This is a genomic window from Polaromonas sp., assembly GCF_031411155.1.
In the GTDB taxonomy this organism is placed as follows: Bacteria; Pseudomonadota; Gammaproteobacteria; order Burkholderiales; family Burkholderiaceae_C; genus Polaromonas.
In genome coordinates, this window is the sequence record NZ_JANOAL010000260.1 from 1 (window position 1) to 17,433 (window position 17,433).

Below are 17,433 nucleotides of genomic sequence, written 5' to 3' on the forward strand. Positions count from 1 at the left end.
GGCGTCACGCTCGACTTCATCAGCGACCAGGGCCACTTCCCGGTGATGCACTATGCCTTTCTGGTCAGCGAGGACGAGTTCGACCAGATCTTCGGCCGCATCCGCGAGCGTGGGCTGAGCTACTGGGCCGATCCCGGCCAGCGAAAACCCGGTGAGATCAACCACGGCGATGGCGGCCGCGGCGTCTACTGGGACGACCCGAGCGGCCACCGGCTGGAGATCCTGACCCGCCCGTACGGCAGTGGCGGCGGCGGCTGAGCCCAGCCTCAGCCGGACTCGGCGTCCTCGAGCAGCGAGAAGCGCACCGGAAAAATCTCCCGCGTCGATAGCGCACCGTCGGGGTCCTTCTCGACCAGCATCAGTTGCTGGGCATCGGGCAGTCCGGCCGGCAGCACCATCTTGCCGCCGGGTTTGAGCTGGTAGATCAGCGCGGCCGGGATCAGGTCGGGCGCGGCCGTGACCATCACCTTGTCGAACGGCGCGTGTTCGGGCCAGCCGTGGCTGCCGTCGCCTATGCGCAGCGCGACATTGGTGTGGCCCTGCCGGGCCAGCCGCTGCCTGGCCTGCAGCGCCAGTTCCTCGATGATTTCGATGCTGTAAACCTGCCTGGCCAGCGACGCCAGAATGGCCGTCTGGTAACCCAGCCCGGTGCCTATCTCCAGCACCCGGTCGGTCGGTTGCAGGGCCAGCAGATCGGTCATCACCGCGACGATGAAGGGCTGCGAGATGGTCTTGTCGAAGCCGCTGGGCAGGGGCCGGTCTTCATAGGCAAAGGGCCGCAGCTCAAGCAGCACGAACTCGTGGCGCGGCACCCTGGCCATGGCGTCCATGACCCGCGGGTCCAGCGCCGCTTTACCCAGCCACGCGCTGTCGGAAATCGTCTTGGCGGCGATGTCGGCGAGCATGCCCTGGCGCAGGGCCAAATAATCCGGTTCGGTCATGATTCCGCCTCAGGAAAGTGGCGCGGCATGACCATCCTACGCCCGCGCCCGGGGCGAGGGCAAGCCCTCTTGAGCCGACGGTGATGAAGCGGGGGGGCGGGCGGCTCAGCAAGCCGCCGTGCTGAGCAGCCCGCGCGACAGCAAGACCCGGTGATCGACCTTGATGCAGTGGTCCTGCACCACCAGCAGGCCGGCGGCTTCGGCCTTTTTGGCGGCGGCCGGGTGGCTGATGCCCAGCTGCATCCAGACCGCGCCGGCGCCTATGGCAATGGCCTCGTCGACGATGGGCGGAATGTCTTCGCTGTTGCGAAAGCAGTTCACCAGGTCGATTTTTTCGTGCTGCGCCGCTTCGCTGAGCGTGGCATAGGCTTTCTCGCCCAGCGCTTCAGTGATGTTGGGGTTGATCGGGATGATGCGGTAGCCCTGGTCCTGCATATAGCGCGACACGCCAAAGCTGGTGCGGTGCGGCTTGGCCGACAGCCCCACCACCGCGATGGTGCGGCTGTGCCTGAGGATGTGGGGCATGCGTTCGGCGGGGCTGGAGGGCGGTGGATTTTGCATGGGCAGGCTTTTCGGTGAGGGGTGGGCTCAGGCCTTGTACTGTACCGAGCAGCCGTAGGGCCGGGTCGATGCCACGCTCAGGGCCTTGCCGGCCAGTGCTTCATTCAGGCCCTGGCGCACATAGTTGGTCGCCAGCTTGATGTCGTCGACCCGGGCCGAGGCAATGCTGTCAATCGCCCCGGCGTACAGCAGCAGGCCCTGCGGGCTGATGATGTACATGTGCGGCGTGGTCTTGGCGCCGTAGAGGTGGCCGGTCTGGCCGGACTCGTCGATCAGCGTGGCCGTGGGCGCCGCCTGTTTTTCGCTCATCCAGCGGTCGACGCCGGCCGGCGCCAGGTATTCGCTGCTGGCGCTCTCGGTCGAGTTGATGGCCAGCCAGACCACGCCCCTGGCGGTGAATTCTTTCTGCAGCCGCTGCATGTTGCCCGCGCCGTTGCCGGTGTAGTGCTTGCGCACAAACGGGCAGCCGGTGTTGGTCCATTCCAGCACCACCAGCTTGCCCTTGAAGTCGCTGAGCTGGCGGACGGTGCCCGAGGTGTCGGGCGCCGAAAAACCGGGCGCGCGCAGGCCCACGGCGGCGCCGGCGGCCTGCGCCGGGCCGCTCAGTGCAACGACCCACGGGCTCAGCATCAAGGCGCCCGAAAATGCCCGCCGACCGAGCACGGGCGGCTGATGGCTTGAAGGGTCTGACATGGTTGAACTCCTCGAACGGGACATTAAAGTTTGGCCAGCTCGGCCCGCACATCCGCCACCGACAGCACCTCTGACAGCACCACGGGCGCGCGGCCGGGCTTGTAGATCACGTACACCGGCACGCCGCTGCGGCCCAGCTGGCTTAGCGCGGCGGTCACGGCCGGGTCGCGGCGGGTCCAGTCGGCGCGCAGCAGCGCCACTTTCTTGGCCTCCATGTCGGCCAGCACCTCGGCGTTGGTCAGCGTGGTTTTTTTGTTGTACTGGCAGGTCACGCACCAGGCCGCGGTGAAGTCGACAAACACGCTCTGGCCCTGGGCGGTGAGCTGGTCGACCCGGCCCGGCTCCCAGGCTTGCCAGCGGCCTGAAGCCGCCGTGATCGGCGCCGCGTCCAGCGGTTTAATGACATTCGGGCCGATAGCCCATAGCGCCAGCGCACCTAATGCTATCGAAAATGTAGCAATGGCGGTGCGCGAGGTGCCGCGCAGGGTGAAGGCCCAGAGCGTCAGCGCCATCAGCACCAGCAGTGCCAGCAGGGCGCCGGCGCCGTCAATGCCGCTTTGCTGGCCCAGCACCCAGACCAGCCAGGCCACCGTGGCAAACATCGGAAACGCCATCAGCTGCTTGAAGGTCAGCATCCAGGCGCCGGGACGCGGCAGGGCACGCGCCACCGCCGGGATGGCGCTGGCCGCCAGATAAGGCAGCGCCATGCCCAGGCCAATCGCGGCAAACACCGCCAGCGCCTGCGCCGCCGGCAGGCCCAGCGCATAGCCCAGCGAGGCGCCCATGAAGGGCGCGGTGCAGGGCGAGGCAATGGCCGTCACCAGCACGCCCGACAAAAAGGCATTGACCGTGGGGTTTTTCGCCTGCAGATTCGCCACCCGGCCCGGCAGGATGCTGCCAAATTCAAACAGGCCCGCCAGGTTCAGGCCCAGCAAGGTGAACAGCACCGCCAGCCCCGCCACCACCGCTGGGCTTTGCAGCTGAAAGCCCCAGCCGAGTTGCTCGCCCGCCGCGCGCAGCCCCAGAAACAGCGCGCCCAGCGCCAAGAACGACAACACCACCCCGGCGCTGTAGGCCAGGCCCGTGCGCACGCGCGTGGCCTGGTCCTTGACCTGCACAAAGCCCACCACCTTGATCGCCAGCACCGGAAACACGCAGGGCATCAGGTTCAACACCATGCCGCCCAGCAACGCGCCTAGCAAGGCGGCCAGCAGGCCCACCGGTGTCGTGGTCGAGGTACGGGTCTGCAGCGGTGTGGCGCCGGCGGCGGCATTGGCCTTGAGCGCCGCTTCCAGCGCGGGCGGCAGCGCCGCCACGGCGGCCACCGGGGGCCAGCTGCCCTTGACCGGCGCTTCGATGCGGTAGGCCGCGTCATGGAAGGACACCACCAGCGGCATGAGCGCCGGGCTTTCGGTGCGTTGCGCGGACAGCGGCAACTGCGCCGTCCACAGCGCGCCTTGGGGGCCTGGCTGCCAGGCCTGCTGCCAGGCGCCAGCGGGCTCGATCACGCTGCCGGTTTCGGGGAAGAACGCCAGGGTTTTGCCCTGCAGCGCGGCAGGCAGTCCGCCAAGGGTCACCTTGAGGGTCTTGCCGCTGACTTCAACCTGGCTGGCGCCCGGGGGCAGGGGCCTGGGCGCGGCATCAAACGCCGCCTGAAACGCCGCGCCGCTGGTGGCGGTGGAGCTTTTCACCGGAATCCGCAGGGTGAAATCGCCCTCTTGCGGTATGCATTCCTTGCGGCAAACCAGCCAGCTGGCCTTCAGCCCGATGTCGAGCTGCGCGCCGGCAAAGCCCTGCGGCACCGTCAGCGGCACCGGCAGCAGCACGGTGTTTTCGTAGCCATAGTTGGCCAGCGTGCCCACCGGTATCTTTTTCGGCGCGGGCCAGGCAATCTCGCCCGCCGTGATGCCGCCCGGCAATTGCCATTGCAGCAGCGTCGGCAGGCCCGAATCGCCCGAATTCTTCCAGTAGGTGTGCCACTCGGGCTGGTGCGCCAGCTGCAGGCCGACCCAGACCGGTTTGCCTGCTTCCACGCCCTCGGGCGCCCAGGCCAGCAGTTCGGCGCGTACCTGCTCGGTGGTGACGACCGGGCCTTTGGCAGGGGCAATGACGCTGGCGCTGCCCGCGCCGAGCCCATTGTTTTGGAGATTTTGAGCGCTGGCCCCCGTATACAGTGCGCAGGCAGCTATAAAAAACGCAGCAAACAGGGGGGCGAGCAGGGGACGCTTGAAATTCATGGTCAGGGTGTGAGCAGGCTGCGGGGGCAATAGTTCCAGATTGCCCTAAGGGTGCCATAAGGGCGGAGGCAACTCCGATAATAGGGCCATGCCGCGCACCGCCACCCGTCTCGCTTCTTCCATCGTTTTGGCGACCCTCAACGCCAAATACATCCACGCCTCGCTGGGCCTGCGTTACCTGCTGGCCAATATGGAATGGTGGCGTTGGCCTGCGCGAGCAGACGCAGCTGCGCGAGTTCGTCATCCAGCAGCGGCCCACGCAAACCTATTGATGTGTCCGAAATAACTTGACCACACAGTACGGTAGGCGGGTGGAGCTTTGTTCGCGGAAGATTCTTTGGCGAAACTTGTTGAATTCCGCTGAAGTCTGACCCGAGTTTTCCGTCGAATATTGACCCACACTCTTTGTGAGCAGATGGTGCTCACGATGTGGATAAGTTCTTGGTTTTCTCCTTTTTGGGTTGAGTCTGTGTGGATCTGCCTCAAAGTGCGCCGCTGTTTCCGCGATTTTGTTGCCTCGATTACCAGCCAGGTGGCCAGCTTCTCGGCGTACGGGTCGAGCTTGCTTGAGCTGACCCGCCTTGGGTACTTGGGCTCGCTCTCTTCCGACCGCAGGTGCTTCTTCACTGTGTTGCGAGCCAGGCCTCGACGGAATTCAACAGAACGATGATCCTGTCGATATCAAGAAGGATGCCATCGGAAAAGCCCCTACACACCTCGTCGAACAGGTGCTACGCCAATTCGGAGTTGTGATGACCTCGCCGAACTTTCTGGCGGCGCCCTTCATTGTGGCGACCACGGACCTCGTCTGCCTGCTGCTAGAGCGCGTGGCGCAGCGGCTCCGTACAGCTTTTGGTCCCGCGGACGCCCTTCCGGTTACTGTCCCAACAATAACCGTTCAATCTCCCCCGCCGCCTGTGCGACCGCCTGCTGCAGGGTTTGCAGATGGCTCTGCGAGGAGAAGCGCGTGCATGTTCCCGACAGCGAGAGGGCGCCGAGCAGTCTGTTTTGACCGGTAAAGACTGGAAACGCGACCGCCGCGAGTTCGGGATCGCGTTCTCCGATGCTCGTTTGCAGCAACTCGATGTTTGCCTCCGGGCGACCGGAGGCAAACATGCGGATCACTCGGCCGCTTGCACCGCGTTGGGTTGCCAGCGTGTCGCCCACATTCAAGACATGACTGACCGCGTGCTGGCCGGAAGCAACAGCCACGCACAGCCGTAGCTCTCCGTGCGGAACGAAAAAGCTTGCCGTTTCACCCGTTTTTTCAGCCCAACGCTCGAGTGTTGGCTGGACTACCGGCGCGATGCCCTGAGTGGAGTTGCCGGTACGTTCCAACACCGCGATGGCTGGACCAAGGCGATAACGATCTTGCTCGTCCTTGAGTACGAATGAAAACAGGGCTAACGAGCGCAGGAGGCGCGAAGCCGTGGCCTTATCTAGATCGGTGGCGCGCGCGAGATCACTGAGTTTTTTTCCCTCGTCATATCGAAGCGCCATAAGCAGACGCAGACCCCGCTCAAGCGCGGTCACTCGAATCCCATCTTTTCCGACCGGTTCCATATTTGACATTCCCATTCCTTTAATTTATTATTGTTTCATTAGGCAATCATAATAATTCATCAGATGAAACACAACTCCTCTTTCAATTCTCAGCTTCCCCTTCAAGGTGTCAAGGTGCTTGATTTTGGGCACACGGTCATGGCGCCTACCTGCGGGCTGATCCTTGCCGATCTCGGCGCGCAAGTCGTTCGCATAGAAAGGGTGGAGGGTGACCCGACCCGTGGTTTGAAGGGATTTGGCTCGGGATTCTTTGGCTACCTGAACCGCAACAAAGAAAGTGTGGCCATCGATCTTAAGAGTCCACTTTCGCAATCAGTCATGTATCGGGCTTTCGAGTGGGCAGATGTCGTGATCGAGAACTTCGGCCCGGACGTGATGAATCGTCTCGGCTTTGGATATGAAGCGGCTCAGGCTGCGAACCCGAAACTTGTCTATTGCTCCATGAAGGGGTTCCTTCCCGGGCCGTATCAAGATCGGCCAGCGCTGGACGAAGTCGTACAGATGATGGGCGGCCTCGCTTACATGACTGGCCCCGTGGGTCAGCCAATCCGTGCAGGTGCGTCTGTCGTTGACATGGCCGGAGGAATGTTCGGAGCCATTGGCATCCTCGCCGCCCTTCGGGCAGCCGAGCAAAGCGGCCGCGGTGCCTTCGTCACGAGCGCACTGTACGAAACCACGGCATTCCTGGTGGGCCAACACATGGCCATGGCGCAGTTCGGCGATACGCCTGTTGTACCTATGCCAGCCAGAACGCAGGCTTGGTGCCTGTACGACCTCTGTCAATGCACGGATGGACAAGTCTTCATCGGTATCACGAGTGATGCTCAGTGGGAGCGCTTTTGCGCTTCGTTCAATCTTGAGGAGCTTCTTTGCGACCCGCGCCTTGGCAGCAATGCGGCGCGAGTCGACGCGCGGCCCTGGATGCTGGGCGTCCTGGCCAAAAGGTTTGGAGAGCTGACCGTAGCGGAAACGGAAGCGCGATGCTTGAAGGCCAAGGTTCCATTTGGTCCCGTGCGTACGCCCCTGGACCTCTTGGAAGACGAGCATCTGCTGGCAAACGGCTCGCTCCTGCAAGTCGCGGTGGGCGAAAAGGTCGCCACTGTTCCGGCCATGCCGTTTCGCATTGACGACCAAGCGCCGGAGGTTCGCATCCAGCCGCAGGAAATAGGAGCCCAGACGGAAAGGTACCTGGACGCGTGGGGATTGACACCTGGCGAAAGAGAAGAGCTTTTCACTAGCGGCGTGGTTGCCGGGCCGCGCTAACACCACTTACTACAAAGGAGACAAAACCATGCTTATCAATAGACGCAACCTGCTTGCAAGCTCTGCCTTCCTTTACGGCCTGCCCTCCTGGGCGGCCGACCCCTACCCCTCGAAGCCTGTCCGCTTCATGACACCAAACTCGGCAGGCTCGGGCGCCGACGGAATGACGCGGCGGCTGGCGGATCACCTCGGAAGGGCTTTGAGCATCCCGTTCTTCGTCGAAAACATCCCCGGCGCCGGCGGGGTTCTCGGCTCGGAAAACCTCGTGAAGTCAGACCCGGATGGATACACGCTCAGCCTGATCAGCTCCAACTATGTGGTGTTTCCCCACCTCTACAAGAAGCTGTCCTTCAACGCATTGAAAGACATCACGGCGGTCGCCGGCGTCGCCAAGACCCCCATGGTCCTGGTGACGCGGTCCGGTTTCGCCGCAAACACAGCGGCTGAGCTTCGGCAACTGGCGCAGCGCGAGCCGGAGAAGATCACCCTGGGGTCTTCGGGCAACGGCACCATCCTCCATCTCGCGGGAATGCTGATGCAGGAGCAGGGCAAGTTCAAGCTCACGCACGTCCCCTACAAGGGAGCGGGCCCGGTGGTGCCAGACCTCGTCAGCGGCATTGTCGATGTTGCGTTCTTTTCATACGCGAGCGTGGAAGGCCTGGTCAAGCAGGGGCGCCTGAAAGTGCTGGGCGTCAGCAGTGCGAAGCGCGTGCCTGAGCTCCCCGACGTGCCGGCCCTGGCCGAGACGTTCCCGGGGTGCGTGCTGGACGCCTGGTACGCGGTGGTCGGGCCCAAGGGCATGCCCAATGCCGTCGTCCAGAAGCTGAACAAAGCAATCACCGCGACGATCGAATCAGACGCCTTTAGAGGACAGATTCGCGCGGAGGGCGCGGTCCCGCTCCCCATGAGCCCGGATGCACTTCAGCAATTCCTGCGAGACGAATATGCCAAGCATGGAGAATTGGTAAGCCGCTCCGGCGCAGTCATCCAGTGAGCCGGCCGATGAGCGCCTCCAGCCTGTTCGAGAAGCTTTGGCGACAGCATCACATCGTGGACTTGCCCGGTGGCGAATCGCTGATCCACATCGACCGCCACCTGCTCTATGAAATCACGAGCCCCCAGGCGTTCGACGGGCTGGTCCAGGCGGGAAGGCGCGTGCGCAACGCGTCACTCACCTTTGCCACAACCGATCATTTGGTATCGACCGAACATGATCGATCGGACGAAACAGTGGAAGGCGGGGCTGAGCTGATTCGCGCCTTTCGCGCGAGCACCCGAACCCATGGCATCCGGCATTTCGATGTCAAGGATCCATGGCAGGGGATCGTCCACGTCATATCGCCCGAGCTTGGCCTCGTGCTACCGGGAAAGACCGTGGTGTGCGGGGACAGCCACACGGGAACGGTGGGCGCGCTGGGGGCCTGGGGCTGGGGGATAGGAACCTCAGCCGTCGAACAGGTGCTGGCGACGCAGACCCTCGCCATCCGCAAACCAAAAACGATGCGGATCACCTTGACGGGGGAACCCGCCGCCGGCGTCACGCCCAAAGACCTCATCCTCTACCTCATAGGGCAGATCGGAACGGCGGGCGCAACAGGTTACGCGCTGGAATTGGCAGGTCCAACCGTCGCCGCAATGCCCGTCGAGGGAAGGCTCACCATGTGTAACATGGGCGTCGAAGCAGGCGCGCGCACCACATTGATCGCGCCGGACCAGAAGACGCTGGCCTACCTGCGAGGGCGCCCGTACTCGCCCACAGGCGGTCTTTGGGACCAGGCCGTCCAGCACTGGCAAGGGCTTGCGTCCGACGAGGCGGCGCAGTTCGACACGGAGTTGCAGTTCAACGTGAATGCCGTCGCGCCGCAGATCACCTGGGGTACCAGCCCCGAACAGGTGATGCCTGTCGACCACCCGGTACCGAACCCAGGCGACATCGCGGACGGCAAGAAGCGCGAGGCCGCGGTTCGCGCGCTGCAATATATGGGCCTCACCCCGGGCGACCGCCTCCTGGGCCTCAAGATTGACGCTGTCTTCCTCGGGTCCTGCACCAACAGCCGCCTGTCAGACCTGGTGGCGGCTGCGGCCGTGGTCAAGGGCCGGCACGTGGCTCGCCATGTAAGGGCCATGGTGGTTCCCGGTTCAATGCTCGTGAAGAGCGAAGCGGAGGCGCTTGGCCTGCACCGTACATTCATCGACGCGGGATTCGAATGGCGCGAACCCGGCTGCTCGATGTGCGCCGCCGTCAACAGCGACAGAGTTTCGCCCGGCAGCCGCTGCGTCGCCACATCGAACCGGAACTTCGAGGGCCGGCAGGGCCCTGGCGCGCGCACCCACCTCGCGAGCCCGGCAACCGCGGCTGCGTCCGCACTGGCCGGCTGCATAGTCGATCCGAGGAATACCGAATCATGACGCCCTTTCTGCGCCTGCAAGGAATTGCCGCTCCGCTTCCCGTCGAGAACGTCGACACCGACGCGCTCATCGCCGTCCAGCACCTCTACACCCTGAAGAAAACGGGCTTGGGCAAGTTCCTGCTGCACCGGTGGCGCTACAACCAGGAGGGGCATGAGAACCCTGGCTTCGTGTTGAACCGCGCGGAATTCAGGAAGGCCTCCATCCTGGTCGCGCGAGCCAACTTCGGATGCGGCAGCTCGCGAGAACATGCGGTCTGGGCCTTGGCCGACTACGGGTTCAGGTGCGTGATCGCCCCAAGCTTCGCATCCATCCTGTATGAAAACTGTGTCAACAACGGCATCCTGCCCGTTGTGCTGCCGGCAGAGCGTGTTGAAGAGCTGCTGGCCCTGCTGGAGAACGGGACGGAAAAAACCGTGTCAGTCGAGCTGTCGTCGTGCCTTGTCACCTTTCCGGACGGCAGCATCACCGCTTTCACCATCAACCAGGCGCATCGCCAGGCGCTTCTCGAAGGCATAGACCCCATCGGCTTTGCGATGCGGCACCAGGAAGCCATCGCGAAGTTCCAGCATGACGACCGGCTGCTGAGGCCTTGGATCTGGGGCCCACAGGGCCGGGGAAACTAGCTCATGCAGATCACCATCACCGAGGTGGGGCCGCGTGACGGCATCCAGAGCGAAAGCCGGTTCATACCCACCAACGACAAGGTAAGCCTCATCGAGGCGATCTTCTCGGCGGGCATCCTGGCTGTGGAGGCCACTTCATTCGTGGCGCCCGCGGCGGTCCCTCAACTGGCTGATGCCGACGACCTCGTTGCCCGGATCCGGCGGCCGGCCGGCACGGTGCTGAGCGCGCTTGCCCCCAATGTGAGAGGAGTGCATAGGGCACGACGGGCGAAGGTGGACGAAATCGCCTGCTTTGTGTCGGCAAGCCCGACCCACAACAGCAAGAACCTGAACCGCAGTATTGATGAGTCCTTGCTGGCCATTGAGGAAGTCGTAGAGGTCGCCAGTGAGGGTGGACTCAAGGTTCGCGGTGCAATCGCGACCGCCTTCGGTTGTCCTTTTGAAGGCGATGTGAGCATTCAGTCCGTTGTGAACATCGCAAAGGCCCTAACCGGGTTGGGTGTCTCACGCATCACGCTTGGCGATACGACCGGCATGGCCACCCCCCGAATTGTGCTGGATGTGTGCACGGCCCTACGCGACGCCTTGCCCGAAGCAAGGCTCTCGCTGCACTTTCACAACACGCGAGGGCTCGGCCTGGTAAATGTCGCGGCCGGGCTGTCCCTGGGGATCACCGACTACGAGTCCTCACTCGGCGGTGTCGGAGGGTGCCCCTTCGCTCCTGGTGCGACCGGCAATGTCTGCACGGAAGACCTGGTTCATTTCCTGCACGAAGAGGGCCACAGCACCGGAGTCGACCTGGACCTTCTCATCCAGGCGTCGCTGCAGCTGGAAGCAATTCTGGGCCGCCAGTTGCCTGGGCAGGTCATGCGGGCCGGACCGCGGCTGCGTCTGCACAAGGCGGAAGGCGCACCGACCGCCCGGGCCGGGAGCGCCGCGCGGTGATCCGGCTGTACCACTGCATGAGCGCGCGTTCGTTCCGCGCGCTGTGGGCCCTGGAAGAACTGATGCTGCCCTTCGAGGTCATCATGCTGCCCTTTCCGCCGCGTGTGCACGACCGGACATTCCTGGATCTCAATCCGCTGGGAACAATCCCGCTCCTGGTGCACGGCAATACCCGGATGACCGAGTCCGCGGCAATATGCCAGTACCTGTGCTCGCTGTGCAGGCCCACACCAATGCAGGTCGAGCCGGGTGAGCCGGACTATGGCGACTATCTGAACATGCTGCATTTCGGTGAAGCCACGCTGACCTTCCCGCAGACACTGGTTCTTCGCTATTCCTTCTTCGAGCCTGAAGAAAAGCGCGTGCCTTCCGTCGCCGGCGACTACGCGAAATGGTTTCTGGCGCGCTTGCGGACCCTGGAGTCGCGCCTTGCTGAAGATGAATACCTTTGCGCCGGCCGGTTCACGGCCGCCGATATTTCCGTGGGGTACGCGCTCATGCTGGCCGAGTACCTTGGACTCGCGCCGAGGTTCACTGCCTCGGTTGCGGCTTACTGGCAGAGGCTTCAACGGCGTGACGCGTTCATCCGGGCGTTGAAGGTCCAGGATACGGCGGCGACTGCGCAAGGGATTTCATTGACGCCGGCGCCTCTTTCGGCGCACTGAGCGCCGGGCATGAACCGTACGTGAGCCGAAACGTGGGTCAAAAGATCTGAACAGAACAAGATCACAAGACAGCCTGCGGAAACAGTGGACTCCACGAAATCGCTGCTCAGCGACTTCGGGCCGAAACGCCCTTTGTCTACAGCGTGCGCGCCACGCTGCGCGACGAAGTCACCAAAATTGTTGAACACCTGGCCACAGTCGGCATCACGCGCCTAGGACTTTTTCACCACGATGGGCCTACCGCGGCGCCCTTGATTTCGGCCGTCGAAGAAATAGTGAAAAACAAGGGCGTGAAGCTGACGGTCAAGGGATCGTATGCGCCCGGCACAGCCAAAGTTTCCAACGCCGTGGTTGACGCGTTCATCAAAGCCGAACCGCAGGCGATCATTCTTGTCGCCAGCGGTGCGGCCGCAGCGGGCTTCGTCGAAAAATACCGCCTGGATGGAGGCACTGCGCAGTTGTTCGCGCACTCCGGCGCCGACATCGCGCAGATGTCCAAGCGCCTGAGCGAAGAGCACATGAAGGGCATGGCCATCACGCAGGTCACTCCCAACCCTTACAATATCTCGGTGAAGTTGAGCAGGGAGTTCAGCGATATCGTTGCCGCCACACCCAACCTGGAGGTACCGCCCAGCTACGCCATGATGGAAGGCTATATAGCCGGCTCCGTGATCGTGGAAGCCGTGCGCCGGATGGGCGCCAAGGCCTCGCGCGAAGGCTTCTCAAGCGCGCTTGAGAGCCTCGATAACGTGGACCTGGGCGGCTACAAGGTGAGCTACAAGCCAGGCAATCGATCCGGCTCCAGATTCGTAGAGCTGAGCATCGTGACCGAGGCTGGGCGCATACGCCAGTAGCCGGACGAATGCCGTCGGTCACTCCAGCTGCACGCCGATGCTTTTGATAAGGTTGCGGTTCATGACGGCGTCATGAGCAATCGCCGCTTTGAACTCTGCCCTTCCCTTCGGCACAATGACGATACCTTGCTTGTAAAGCTTTGAGCGCGCTTCTTCGGTCGCAGCAATAGCAAGCAGCTGCTTCTCAAGGGCCGCAATTTCAGCTTCCGGCATCCCTGTTCTACCGAGCAATCCGATCCAAGCACTGTACTCGTAGCCGGGAAAACCAGATTCTTCTACCGTCGGGACCTTGGGCAAGTCGGGCCAGCGATCTTTGGATGTCACTGCCAGACCGATGAGTTGCCCGGAGGCAACGAAAGGTTGGGCCGCCACGACGGAGATGACGCCCACCGGTAGCTGACCGCCTAGCAGATCAGTCGTGAGCGGTCCAGAGCCCTTGTACGGAATGTGTTGCATAGAGACCTTGGCGCGATCCTTCAACATCTCGGCTGCGAGATGCGCAGGATGGCCATTGCCGCCCGTGCCGAAGGAGATCGAGTTCGGCTTGGCACGGGCCGCGCTCAGCATGTCGCCCAATGTTTTGAAATTGGTCGAAGGATGCGCAACAATCACAAACCCCGTCACGCCGATCTGCGCGATCGGCGCGAACTCAGCGAGCTCATAGCCCGGCTTTTGGTACAGGGAAAGATTGATGGTGTGGTTGTTTGAAGTAACCAGCACGGTGCTGCCGTCTGGGTCGGACTTCGCCACCAGGGCGGCAGCGATATTGCCGCCGGCGCCTGGACGGTTGTCGACCATCACGGTCCTGCCTCCCAGCGTGGCCGGCAGCTTTTCAGCCAGCAGTCTGGCCACCGCGTCAACGCCGCCCCCTGGCGGATATGGAACGACCAGCCGAAGTGCTTTGGCGTTCTGCGAGAAGGCAGGCAGAGTGCACAACCCAAAGGCTGCAGCGGCCAATAGGGTACGGCGGCGAATCACAGGAGCTTGTCTCATCTAGGTATCCTTAAAGTAGTGGCGGATGTGCAGCCTGAGTATCCTGTTCGCTTTGAGCGTCCGCTATTCAATAGTTAGATACGCGGATCGAAACTGAAGATGGTGTACTGTCTGTGAATCACTCATCGAGCGCCACATGAACCTTCGTCAACTCAAGTATTTTGTCAAGATCGTCGAACAACGCAGCATGTCGCGGGCGTCGGTGGAACTCCATGTTGCTCAGTCGGCCCTCAGCCTGCAAATCTCGAGTCTTGAAACCCGCATGGGGCAAAAACTGTTGGTCAGAAGTTCGACCGGGGTTTCCCCGACCGTAGCCGGCCAAACCCTTTACAAACACGCGGTCGCCATCCTGCGCCAAGTGGAACGTGCCGCTCATGACGTGGAGCGATCGGCTGCCGACGTGAGCGGGTCCGCCTCGTTGGGCTTGCCAGTGGTCTTGCAAGACCTTCTTGCGATCGACCTTCTGGTGGCAGCGCGCACGCGACTGCCGCAGGTCAGGCTTCATTTGGCCGAGGGCATGAGCTACCTTCTGAAAGAGATGGTGCTGCAGGGCAGGCTTGACATGACCGTCACCTACCAGTTCGAGCCATCGCCAGGCATCGTAGAGCATCCCCTATTCAACGAGATGATTTATCTTGTTTCCCCAGTCAAGTCGGGAATCAAGCCGCGTGAAGGTGGGCTGTCAATCGCCGAGGTTGCGCAATATCCTTTGTTTCTGTCAAGTAGACAGACGGGGATGAGAAGACTCGTGCAAGCTGGACTGGCCGCCCACGGTGTCACCGTGCAAGCGCTTGCCGAAGTCGATTCCCTTCGAACGCTGCTTGACGCCGTTGAAACCGGCAACGCCCACACTATCCTGCCCGCATCCGCTCTGCAAAAGCACCTCAAGAGCCAGGCTAACTCCTCGGTGGTGATTAATTCATTGAACATTACCAGAAACGCTGTGCTGTGCACGTCCGAGCACCTCCCGCTGGGAGCGACGGCGACCGCCGTCTATGAGCTGTTGGAAAACCTGATTCAGCAGGCGTTGGAAGATGGGCGGTGGATCGGCATCCGTCCCGTCCCGGATGCGCCATCGACTTGAACGAAGAGGCTGTCTGCACATTGAATAGCGCCGTTGCGATGTGAGCCTTAGAGTGAGGCCTTCATCACTCAACCGGGCAACATTATGGAAGCAATCACCGTTTACTGGACAACTGGATGCTCCAGCTGCGTCAGAGTCAAGGAGTTTCTGACTGGCAAGGGAGTCCCCTACGAATCGGTCAACGTCGCCACCAATCCCGCTGCCATGAAATATCTGGCTTCCCTGGGGATCCGGTCCATTCCCGTGGTGGTGCGCGACCAGGAGTACACGTTCGCACAGTCGCTTGATGACGTCGCCAGGTTCGTGGGCATCGACCATGCCGCCACCTACCTGGCTCCCGAGGTGCTCATGGAGCGCTGGACGAAGATCATGGAGATCGCCAGGGATGCGATCTCGAGGATTCCTGACAATGCCCTGGACAAACTGCCGCAACCCCCGCGCGCCCGTACGGTCCGCGATGTGGCCTATCACATCTTTCAGGTGCCGGACGCGTATCTGCAGGTGGTGATCGACGGCCTGGAGGACTGGACGGTGGTCGCGAACATCGATGCGCCGCCGACCATCGACGTTGCCGGCATCCTCGCGTATGCTGACGACAAGAGGAAGCGGGTCGCCCAATGGTGGGACACCCTTGAAGACCGAAGCTGCAAGCAGCCACTGAAGATGTTCTATGGCGTGCATTCCATGCATTCCTTCCTGGAGCGCTCCGTCTGGCACACCGCCCAGCACACGCGACAAATCCTCTGGTGGTGCAAGGAAAACGGCATCCCCGTCGAACAACAGCTGACCGAGGAAATCCTGCAGGGGCTGCCGGTGCCCAAAGGCTTGTGGGAGTAAGCCCATGCACATCTACTCCAAACTGATCATCCTGGGCTCGGGACCTGCCGGTTGCACCGCCGCCATTTACGCGGCAAGAGCGAATCTCGCCCCAATGCTCATTACCGGCGACGTGCAGGGCGGCCAGCTGACGACTACCACGGATGTCGAGAACTGGCCAGCGGACGTGGAGGGCGTGCAGGGGCCCGAGCTGATGGAGCGCTTCATGCAGCACGCGGGACGCTTCAACACGCGCGTGGTGGCCGACCACATTGTGAACGTGGACCTGAAAAGCCGGCCCTTCGTTCTCAAGGGGGAGGCAGGCTCGTATACCTGCGACGCGCTGATCATCGCCACCGGCGCGTCGGCAAAGTACCTGGGCCTTCCTTCCGAGCAGGCCTTCCTCGGCCGCGGCGTTTCGGGTTGTGCGACCTGCGACGGATTCTTCTTCGTCGATCAGGATGTGTGCGTGGTGGGCGGTGGAAACACTGCCGTGGAAGAGGCGCTCTACCTTGCGAACATCGCGAAGAAGGTCACGCTGATCCACCGGCGTGACAAATTCCGCGCCGAGCCGATCCTCCTGGACCGCCTGCACAAGAAGATCAAAGAAGGGAAGATCGAACTGAAGGTCAACTGTGTTGTCGAACGGATCGTCGGTGGCGACGCAGGTGTCACCGGGGTCGAGGTGCGCGACCACGCACGGGGGGGCATCGAGCTCGTCCAAGTGCAAGGCTGCTTCATCGCGATCGGGCACCAGCCCAATACCGGCCTCTTCGATGGGCAGCTGACGATGGCCGACGGCTACATCCAGACCCGGTCGGGACTGGAAGGCTACGCAACCGCGACCAGTGTCCCCGGCGTATTCGCCGCAGGCGACGTTCAGGATCACATCTACCGGCAGGCCATCACGAGCGCGGGGAGCGGCTGCATGGCTGCGCTGGATGCTCAACGATTCCTGGATTCTTAGAGATGTATCAGCCTCAAGCAGCGAATAAGCTTGCCGAACTTCTGCGGGCCTCGTTGACTGAAGTGCTCGCTCCAGGGGATGCCTGCGGAAGGCAGCCGATCAAGGTGTCGCCGCGGACGATGCAACAGCTTCAATCCGCATTGCGCGTTTGCCGCTTCCACCGAGTTGCGTGGTCGCTCGAAAGCGACTTGAAGATAAATGAGGACGTTCGGACTGGCGAGATTGACGTCGTCCTGTCCTTGGCCTTGCTGCCGGAGTACAAGGTCTTGCGCAAAGCCATGGATTTAGATGGCCAGACACTGATGTAACTGAGCTGGCCGGCGGCAGTAGCCTTCTCCAACCGAGAAGATCTATATTGCTAGCTACGAAACCTTTGCCGACGTAGCCAACCGCCTGCCAAGGATCATTGAAGAGGTCGACAACGCCAGGCGCCTTCATTCGGCACCGGACTGCCGTCCACCCAACGAATTTGAATTGCAACTCGCTCAGGAGGCGGCTTAGTCCTGATGAGCCCCGTGGTCCAGTCGCAGGAGGGGCACTCCATAAAAGTGGGGATGCGGACAAAACCTTGGACTGGTTTATGCCGTAAATCCAAGGCTCTCTGGTATTCGATGGGACTGAGAGAGCCAAGAGAGATCTTGATCCGCTTCTCGTTGTACCAGCGGATGTATGAGTCTAGTATCTGAATGAACTGCTCAATGGTTGTGGTCTTCCAGTCCCGAGGATAGAACAGTTCCGTTTTCAGCCGTCCGAAGAAACCTTCGCATGCGGCGTTGTCAGGTGAACACCCCTTGCGCGACATCGAGCGAATCAATT

At 62.1% G+C, this 17,433-nt stretch carries 18 protein-coding genes and 2 pseudogenes; 12 read left to right on the plus strand and 8 right to left on the minus strand.

The genetic code is table 11. The annotated features are described in order from the left end of the window. On the plus strand, positions 1–258 hold a 258-nt coding region (locus tag RMO23_RS15455), incomplete at its 5' end, for a VOC family protein (protein WP_309683397.1). A gap of 8 nt (positions 259–266) precedes the next feature. Here the strand turns inward: RMO23_RS15455 and RMO23_RS15460 are convergent. From RMO23_RS15460 to RMO23_RS15485, 6 genes and pseudogenes are all read right to left on the minus strand, one after another. Continuing rightward, entirely contained in the window at positions 267–941 is a 675-nt protein-coding gene (locus RMO23_RS15460; RefSeq protein ID WP_309683399.1) for a protein-L-isoaspartate(D-aspartate) O-methyltransferase, read from the minus strand. Between the two features lie 105 nt (positions 942–1,046). Beyond that, positions 1,047–1,502 carry a CoA-binding protein gene (locus RMO23_RS15465; RefSeq protein ID WP_309683401.1) on the minus strand — a complete coding sequence of 152 codons (456 nt, stop codon included), beginning with the start codon at positions 1,500–1,502 and terminating at the stop codon, positions 1,047–1,049. A 27-nt stretch (positions 1,503–1,529) separates the two neighbouring features. Further along, on the minus strand, positions 1,530–2,195 hold the full coding sequence (locus tag RMO23_RS15470) for a thioredoxin family protein (protein ID WP_309683404.1): 666 nt from the start codon (positions 2,193–2,195) through the stop codon (positions 1,530–1,532). A gap of 23 nt (positions 2,196–2,218) precedes the next feature. Next, the gene (locus RMO23_RS15475; protein ID WP_309683406.1) at positions 2,219–4,432 is read right to left on the minus strand and encodes a thioredoxin family protein; all 2,214 of its coding nucleotides are present in this window, start codon (positions 4,430–4,432) and stop codon (positions 2,219–2,221) included. Positions 4,433–4,897: 465 nt separating this feature from the next. After that, positions 4,898–5,083 (minus strand): annotated as a pseudogene (locus tag RMO23_RS15480) (IS21 family transposase); the annotation flags it as partial. 225 nt (positions 5,084–5,308) lie between these two features. Continuing rightward, positions 5,309–6,004 carry a helix-turn-helix domain-containing protein gene (locus tag RMO23_RS15485; RefSeq protein ID WP_309683408.1) on the minus strand — a complete coding sequence of 232 codons (696 nt, stop codon included), beginning with the start codon at positions 6,002–6,004 and terminating at the stop codon, positions 5,309–5,311. A gap of 54 nt (positions 6,005–6,058) precedes the next feature. Here RMO23_RS15485 and RMO23_RS15490 point away from each other — a divergent pair, with 54 nt between their 5' ends. The 7 genes from RMO23_RS15490 (at position 6,059) to RMO23_RS15520 (ending at position 12,757) form a co-directional block, all read left to right on the plus strand. Continuing rightward, a complete protein-coding gene (locus tag RMO23_RS15490) occupies positions 6,059–7,258 on the plus strand; it encodes a CaiB/BaiF CoA-transferase family protein (protein WP_309683410.1) in 1,200 nt (399 codons plus the stop codon). Between the two features lie 28 nt (positions 7,259–7,286). Next, entirely contained in the window at positions 7,287–8,252 is a 966-nt protein-coding gene (locus tag RMO23_RS15495) for a tripartite tricarboxylate transporter substrate binding protein (protein ID WP_309683412.1), read from the plus strand. An 8-nt stretch (positions 8,253–8,260) separates the two neighbouring features. After that, positions 8,261–9,667 (plus strand): 3-isopropylmalate dehydratase large subunit, encoded by a 1,407-nt coding sequence (gene leuC / locus RMO23_RS15500; protein ID WP_309683414.1) that lies wholly within the window; start codon positions 8,261–8,263, stop codon positions 9,665–9,667. After that, complete coding sequence (gene leuD, locus RMO23_RS15505) at positions 9,664–10,293, plus strand: 3-isopropylmalate dehydratase small subunit (protein WP_309683417.1); 630 nt, start codon at positions 9,664–9,666, stop codon at positions 10,291–10,293. The genes leuC and leuD overlap by 4 nt, the downstream gene beginning before the upstream one ends. Before the next feature lie 3 nt (positions 10,294–10,296). After that, positions 10,297–11,238 (plus strand): hydroxymethylglutaryl-CoA lyase, encoded by a 942-nt coding sequence (locus RMO23_RS15510; RefSeq protein WP_309683418.1) that lies wholly within the window; start codon positions 10,297–10,299, stop codon positions 11,236–11,238. Then, positions 11,235–11,903, plus strand: a complete 669-nt coding sequence (locus tag RMO23_RS15515) for a glutathione S-transferase family protein (RefSeq protein ID WP_309683420.1) — start codon at positions 11,235–11,237, stop codon at positions 11,901–11,903. The genes RMO23_RS15510 and RMO23_RS15515 overlap by 4 nt, the downstream gene beginning before the upstream one ends. A gap of 98 nt (positions 11,904–12,001) precedes the next feature. Continuing rightward, positions 12,002–12,757 (plus strand): ABC transporter substrate-binding protein, encoded by a 756-nt coding sequence (locus RMO23_RS15520; protein WP_309683428.1) that lies wholly within the window; start codon positions 12,002–12,004, stop codon positions 12,755–12,757. 18 nt (positions 12,758–12,775) lie between these two features. Here RMO23_RS15520 and RMO23_RS15525 read toward each other — a convergent pair whose 3' ends face one another. Continuing rightward, positions 12,776–13,750, minus strand: coding sequence for a tripartite tricarboxylate transporter substrate binding protein (locus RMO23_RS15525; protein WP_309683422.1), 975 nt, complete (start codon positions 13,748–13,750; stop codon positions 12,776–12,778). Between the two features lie 136 nt (positions 13,751–13,886). Here RMO23_RS15525 and RMO23_RS15530 point away from each other — a divergent pair, with 136 nt between their 5' ends. The 4 genes from RMO23_RS15530 (at position 13,887) to RMO23_RS15545 (ending at position 16,925) form a co-directional block, all read left to right on the plus strand. Beyond that, positions 13,887–14,834 (plus strand): LysR substrate-binding domain-containing protein, encoded by a 948-nt coding sequence (locus RMO23_RS15530; RefSeq protein ID WP_309683423.1) that lies wholly within the window; start codon positions 13,887–13,889, stop codon positions 14,832–14,834. Positions 14,835–14,918: 84 nt separating this feature from the next. Further along, positions 14,919–15,671, plus strand: coding sequence for a glutaredoxin domain-containing protein (locus RMO23_RS15535; protein WP_309683425.1), 753 nt, complete (start codon positions 14,919–14,921; stop codon positions 15,669–15,671). Between the two features lie 4 nt (positions 15,672–15,675). Further along, a complete protein-coding gene (trxB, locus tag RMO23_RS15540) occupies positions 15,676–16,617 on the plus strand; it encodes a thioredoxin-disulfide reductase (RefSeq protein ID WP_309683426.1) in 942 nt (313 codons plus the stop codon). Positions 16,618–16,619: 2 nt separating this feature from the next. Then, entirely contained in the window at positions 16,620–16,925 is a 306-nt protein-coding gene (locus RMO23_RS15545) for a hypothetical protein (protein ID WP_309683427.1), read from the plus strand. A 278-nt stretch (positions 16,926–17,203) separates the two neighbouring features. Here RMO23_RS15545 and RMO23_RS15550 read toward each other — a convergent pair. Then, positions 17,204–17,433 (minus strand): annotated as a pseudogene (locus RMO23_RS15550) (IS3 family transposase); the annotation flags it as partial.

Bases quoted from the DNA above. Each gene is read 5' to 3' on its own strand.
- RMO23_RS15510 (WP_309683418.1), top strand. From the start codon at position 10,297: ATGCAGATCACCATCACCGAGGTGGGGCCGCGTGACGGCATCCAGAGC.
- RMO23_RS15525 (WP_309683422.1), bottom strand. From the start codon at position 13,750: ATGAGACAAGCTCCTGTGATTCGCCGCCGTACCCTATTGGCCGCTGCA.
- RMO23_RS15545 (WP_309683427.1), top strand. From the start codon at position 16,620: ATGTATCAGCCTCAAGCAGCGAATAAGCTTGCCGAACTTCTGCGGGCC.
- leuC (WP_309683414.1), top strand. From the start codon at position 8,261: ATGAGCGCCTCCAGCCTGTTCGAGAAGCTTTGGCGACAGCATCACATC.
- RMO23_RS15475 (WP_309683406.1), bottom strand. From the start codon at position 4,432: ATGAATTTCAAGCGTCCCCTGCTCGCCCCCCTGTTTGCTGCGTTTTTT.
- RMO23_RS15535 (WP_309683425.1), top strand. From the start codon at position 14,919: ATGGAAGCAATCACCGTTTACTGGACAACTGGATGCTCCAGCTGCGTC.
- trxB (WP_309683426.1), top strand. From the start codon at position 15,676: ATGCACATCTACTCCAAACTGATCATCCTGGGCTCGGGACCTGCCGGT.
- RMO23_RS15530 (WP_309683423.1), top strand. From the start codon at position 13,887: ATGAACCTTCGTCAACTCAAGTATTTTGTCAAGATCGTCGAACAACGC.
- RMO23_RS15485 (WP_309683408.1), bottom strand. From the start codon at position 6,004: ATGTCAAATATGGAACCGGTCGGAAAAGATGGGATTCGAGTGACCGCG.
- RMO23_RS15490 (WP_309683410.1), top strand. From the start codon at position 6,059: ATGAAACACAACTCCTCTTTCAATTCTCAGCTTCCCCTTCAAGGTGTC.
- RMO23_RS15465 (WP_309683401.1), bottom strand. From the start codon at position 1,502: ATGCAAAATCCACCGCCCTCCAGCCCCGCCGAACGCATGCCCCACATC.
- RMO23_RS15495 (WP_309683412.1), top strand. From the start codon at position 7,287: ATGCTTATCAATAGACGCAACCTGCTTGCAAGCTCTGCCTTCCTTTAC.
- RMO23_RS15470 (WP_309683404.1), bottom strand. From the start codon at position 2,195: ATGTCAGACCCTTCAAGCCATCAGCCGCCCGTGCTCGGTCGGCGGGCA.
- leuD (WP_309683417.1), top strand. From the start codon at position 9,664: ATGACGCCCTTTCTGCGCCTGCAAGGAATTGCCGCTCCGCTTCCCGTC.
- RMO23_RS15460 (WP_309683399.1), bottom strand. From the start codon at position 941: ATGACCGAACCGGATTATTTGGCCCTGCGCCAGGGCATGCTCGCCGAC.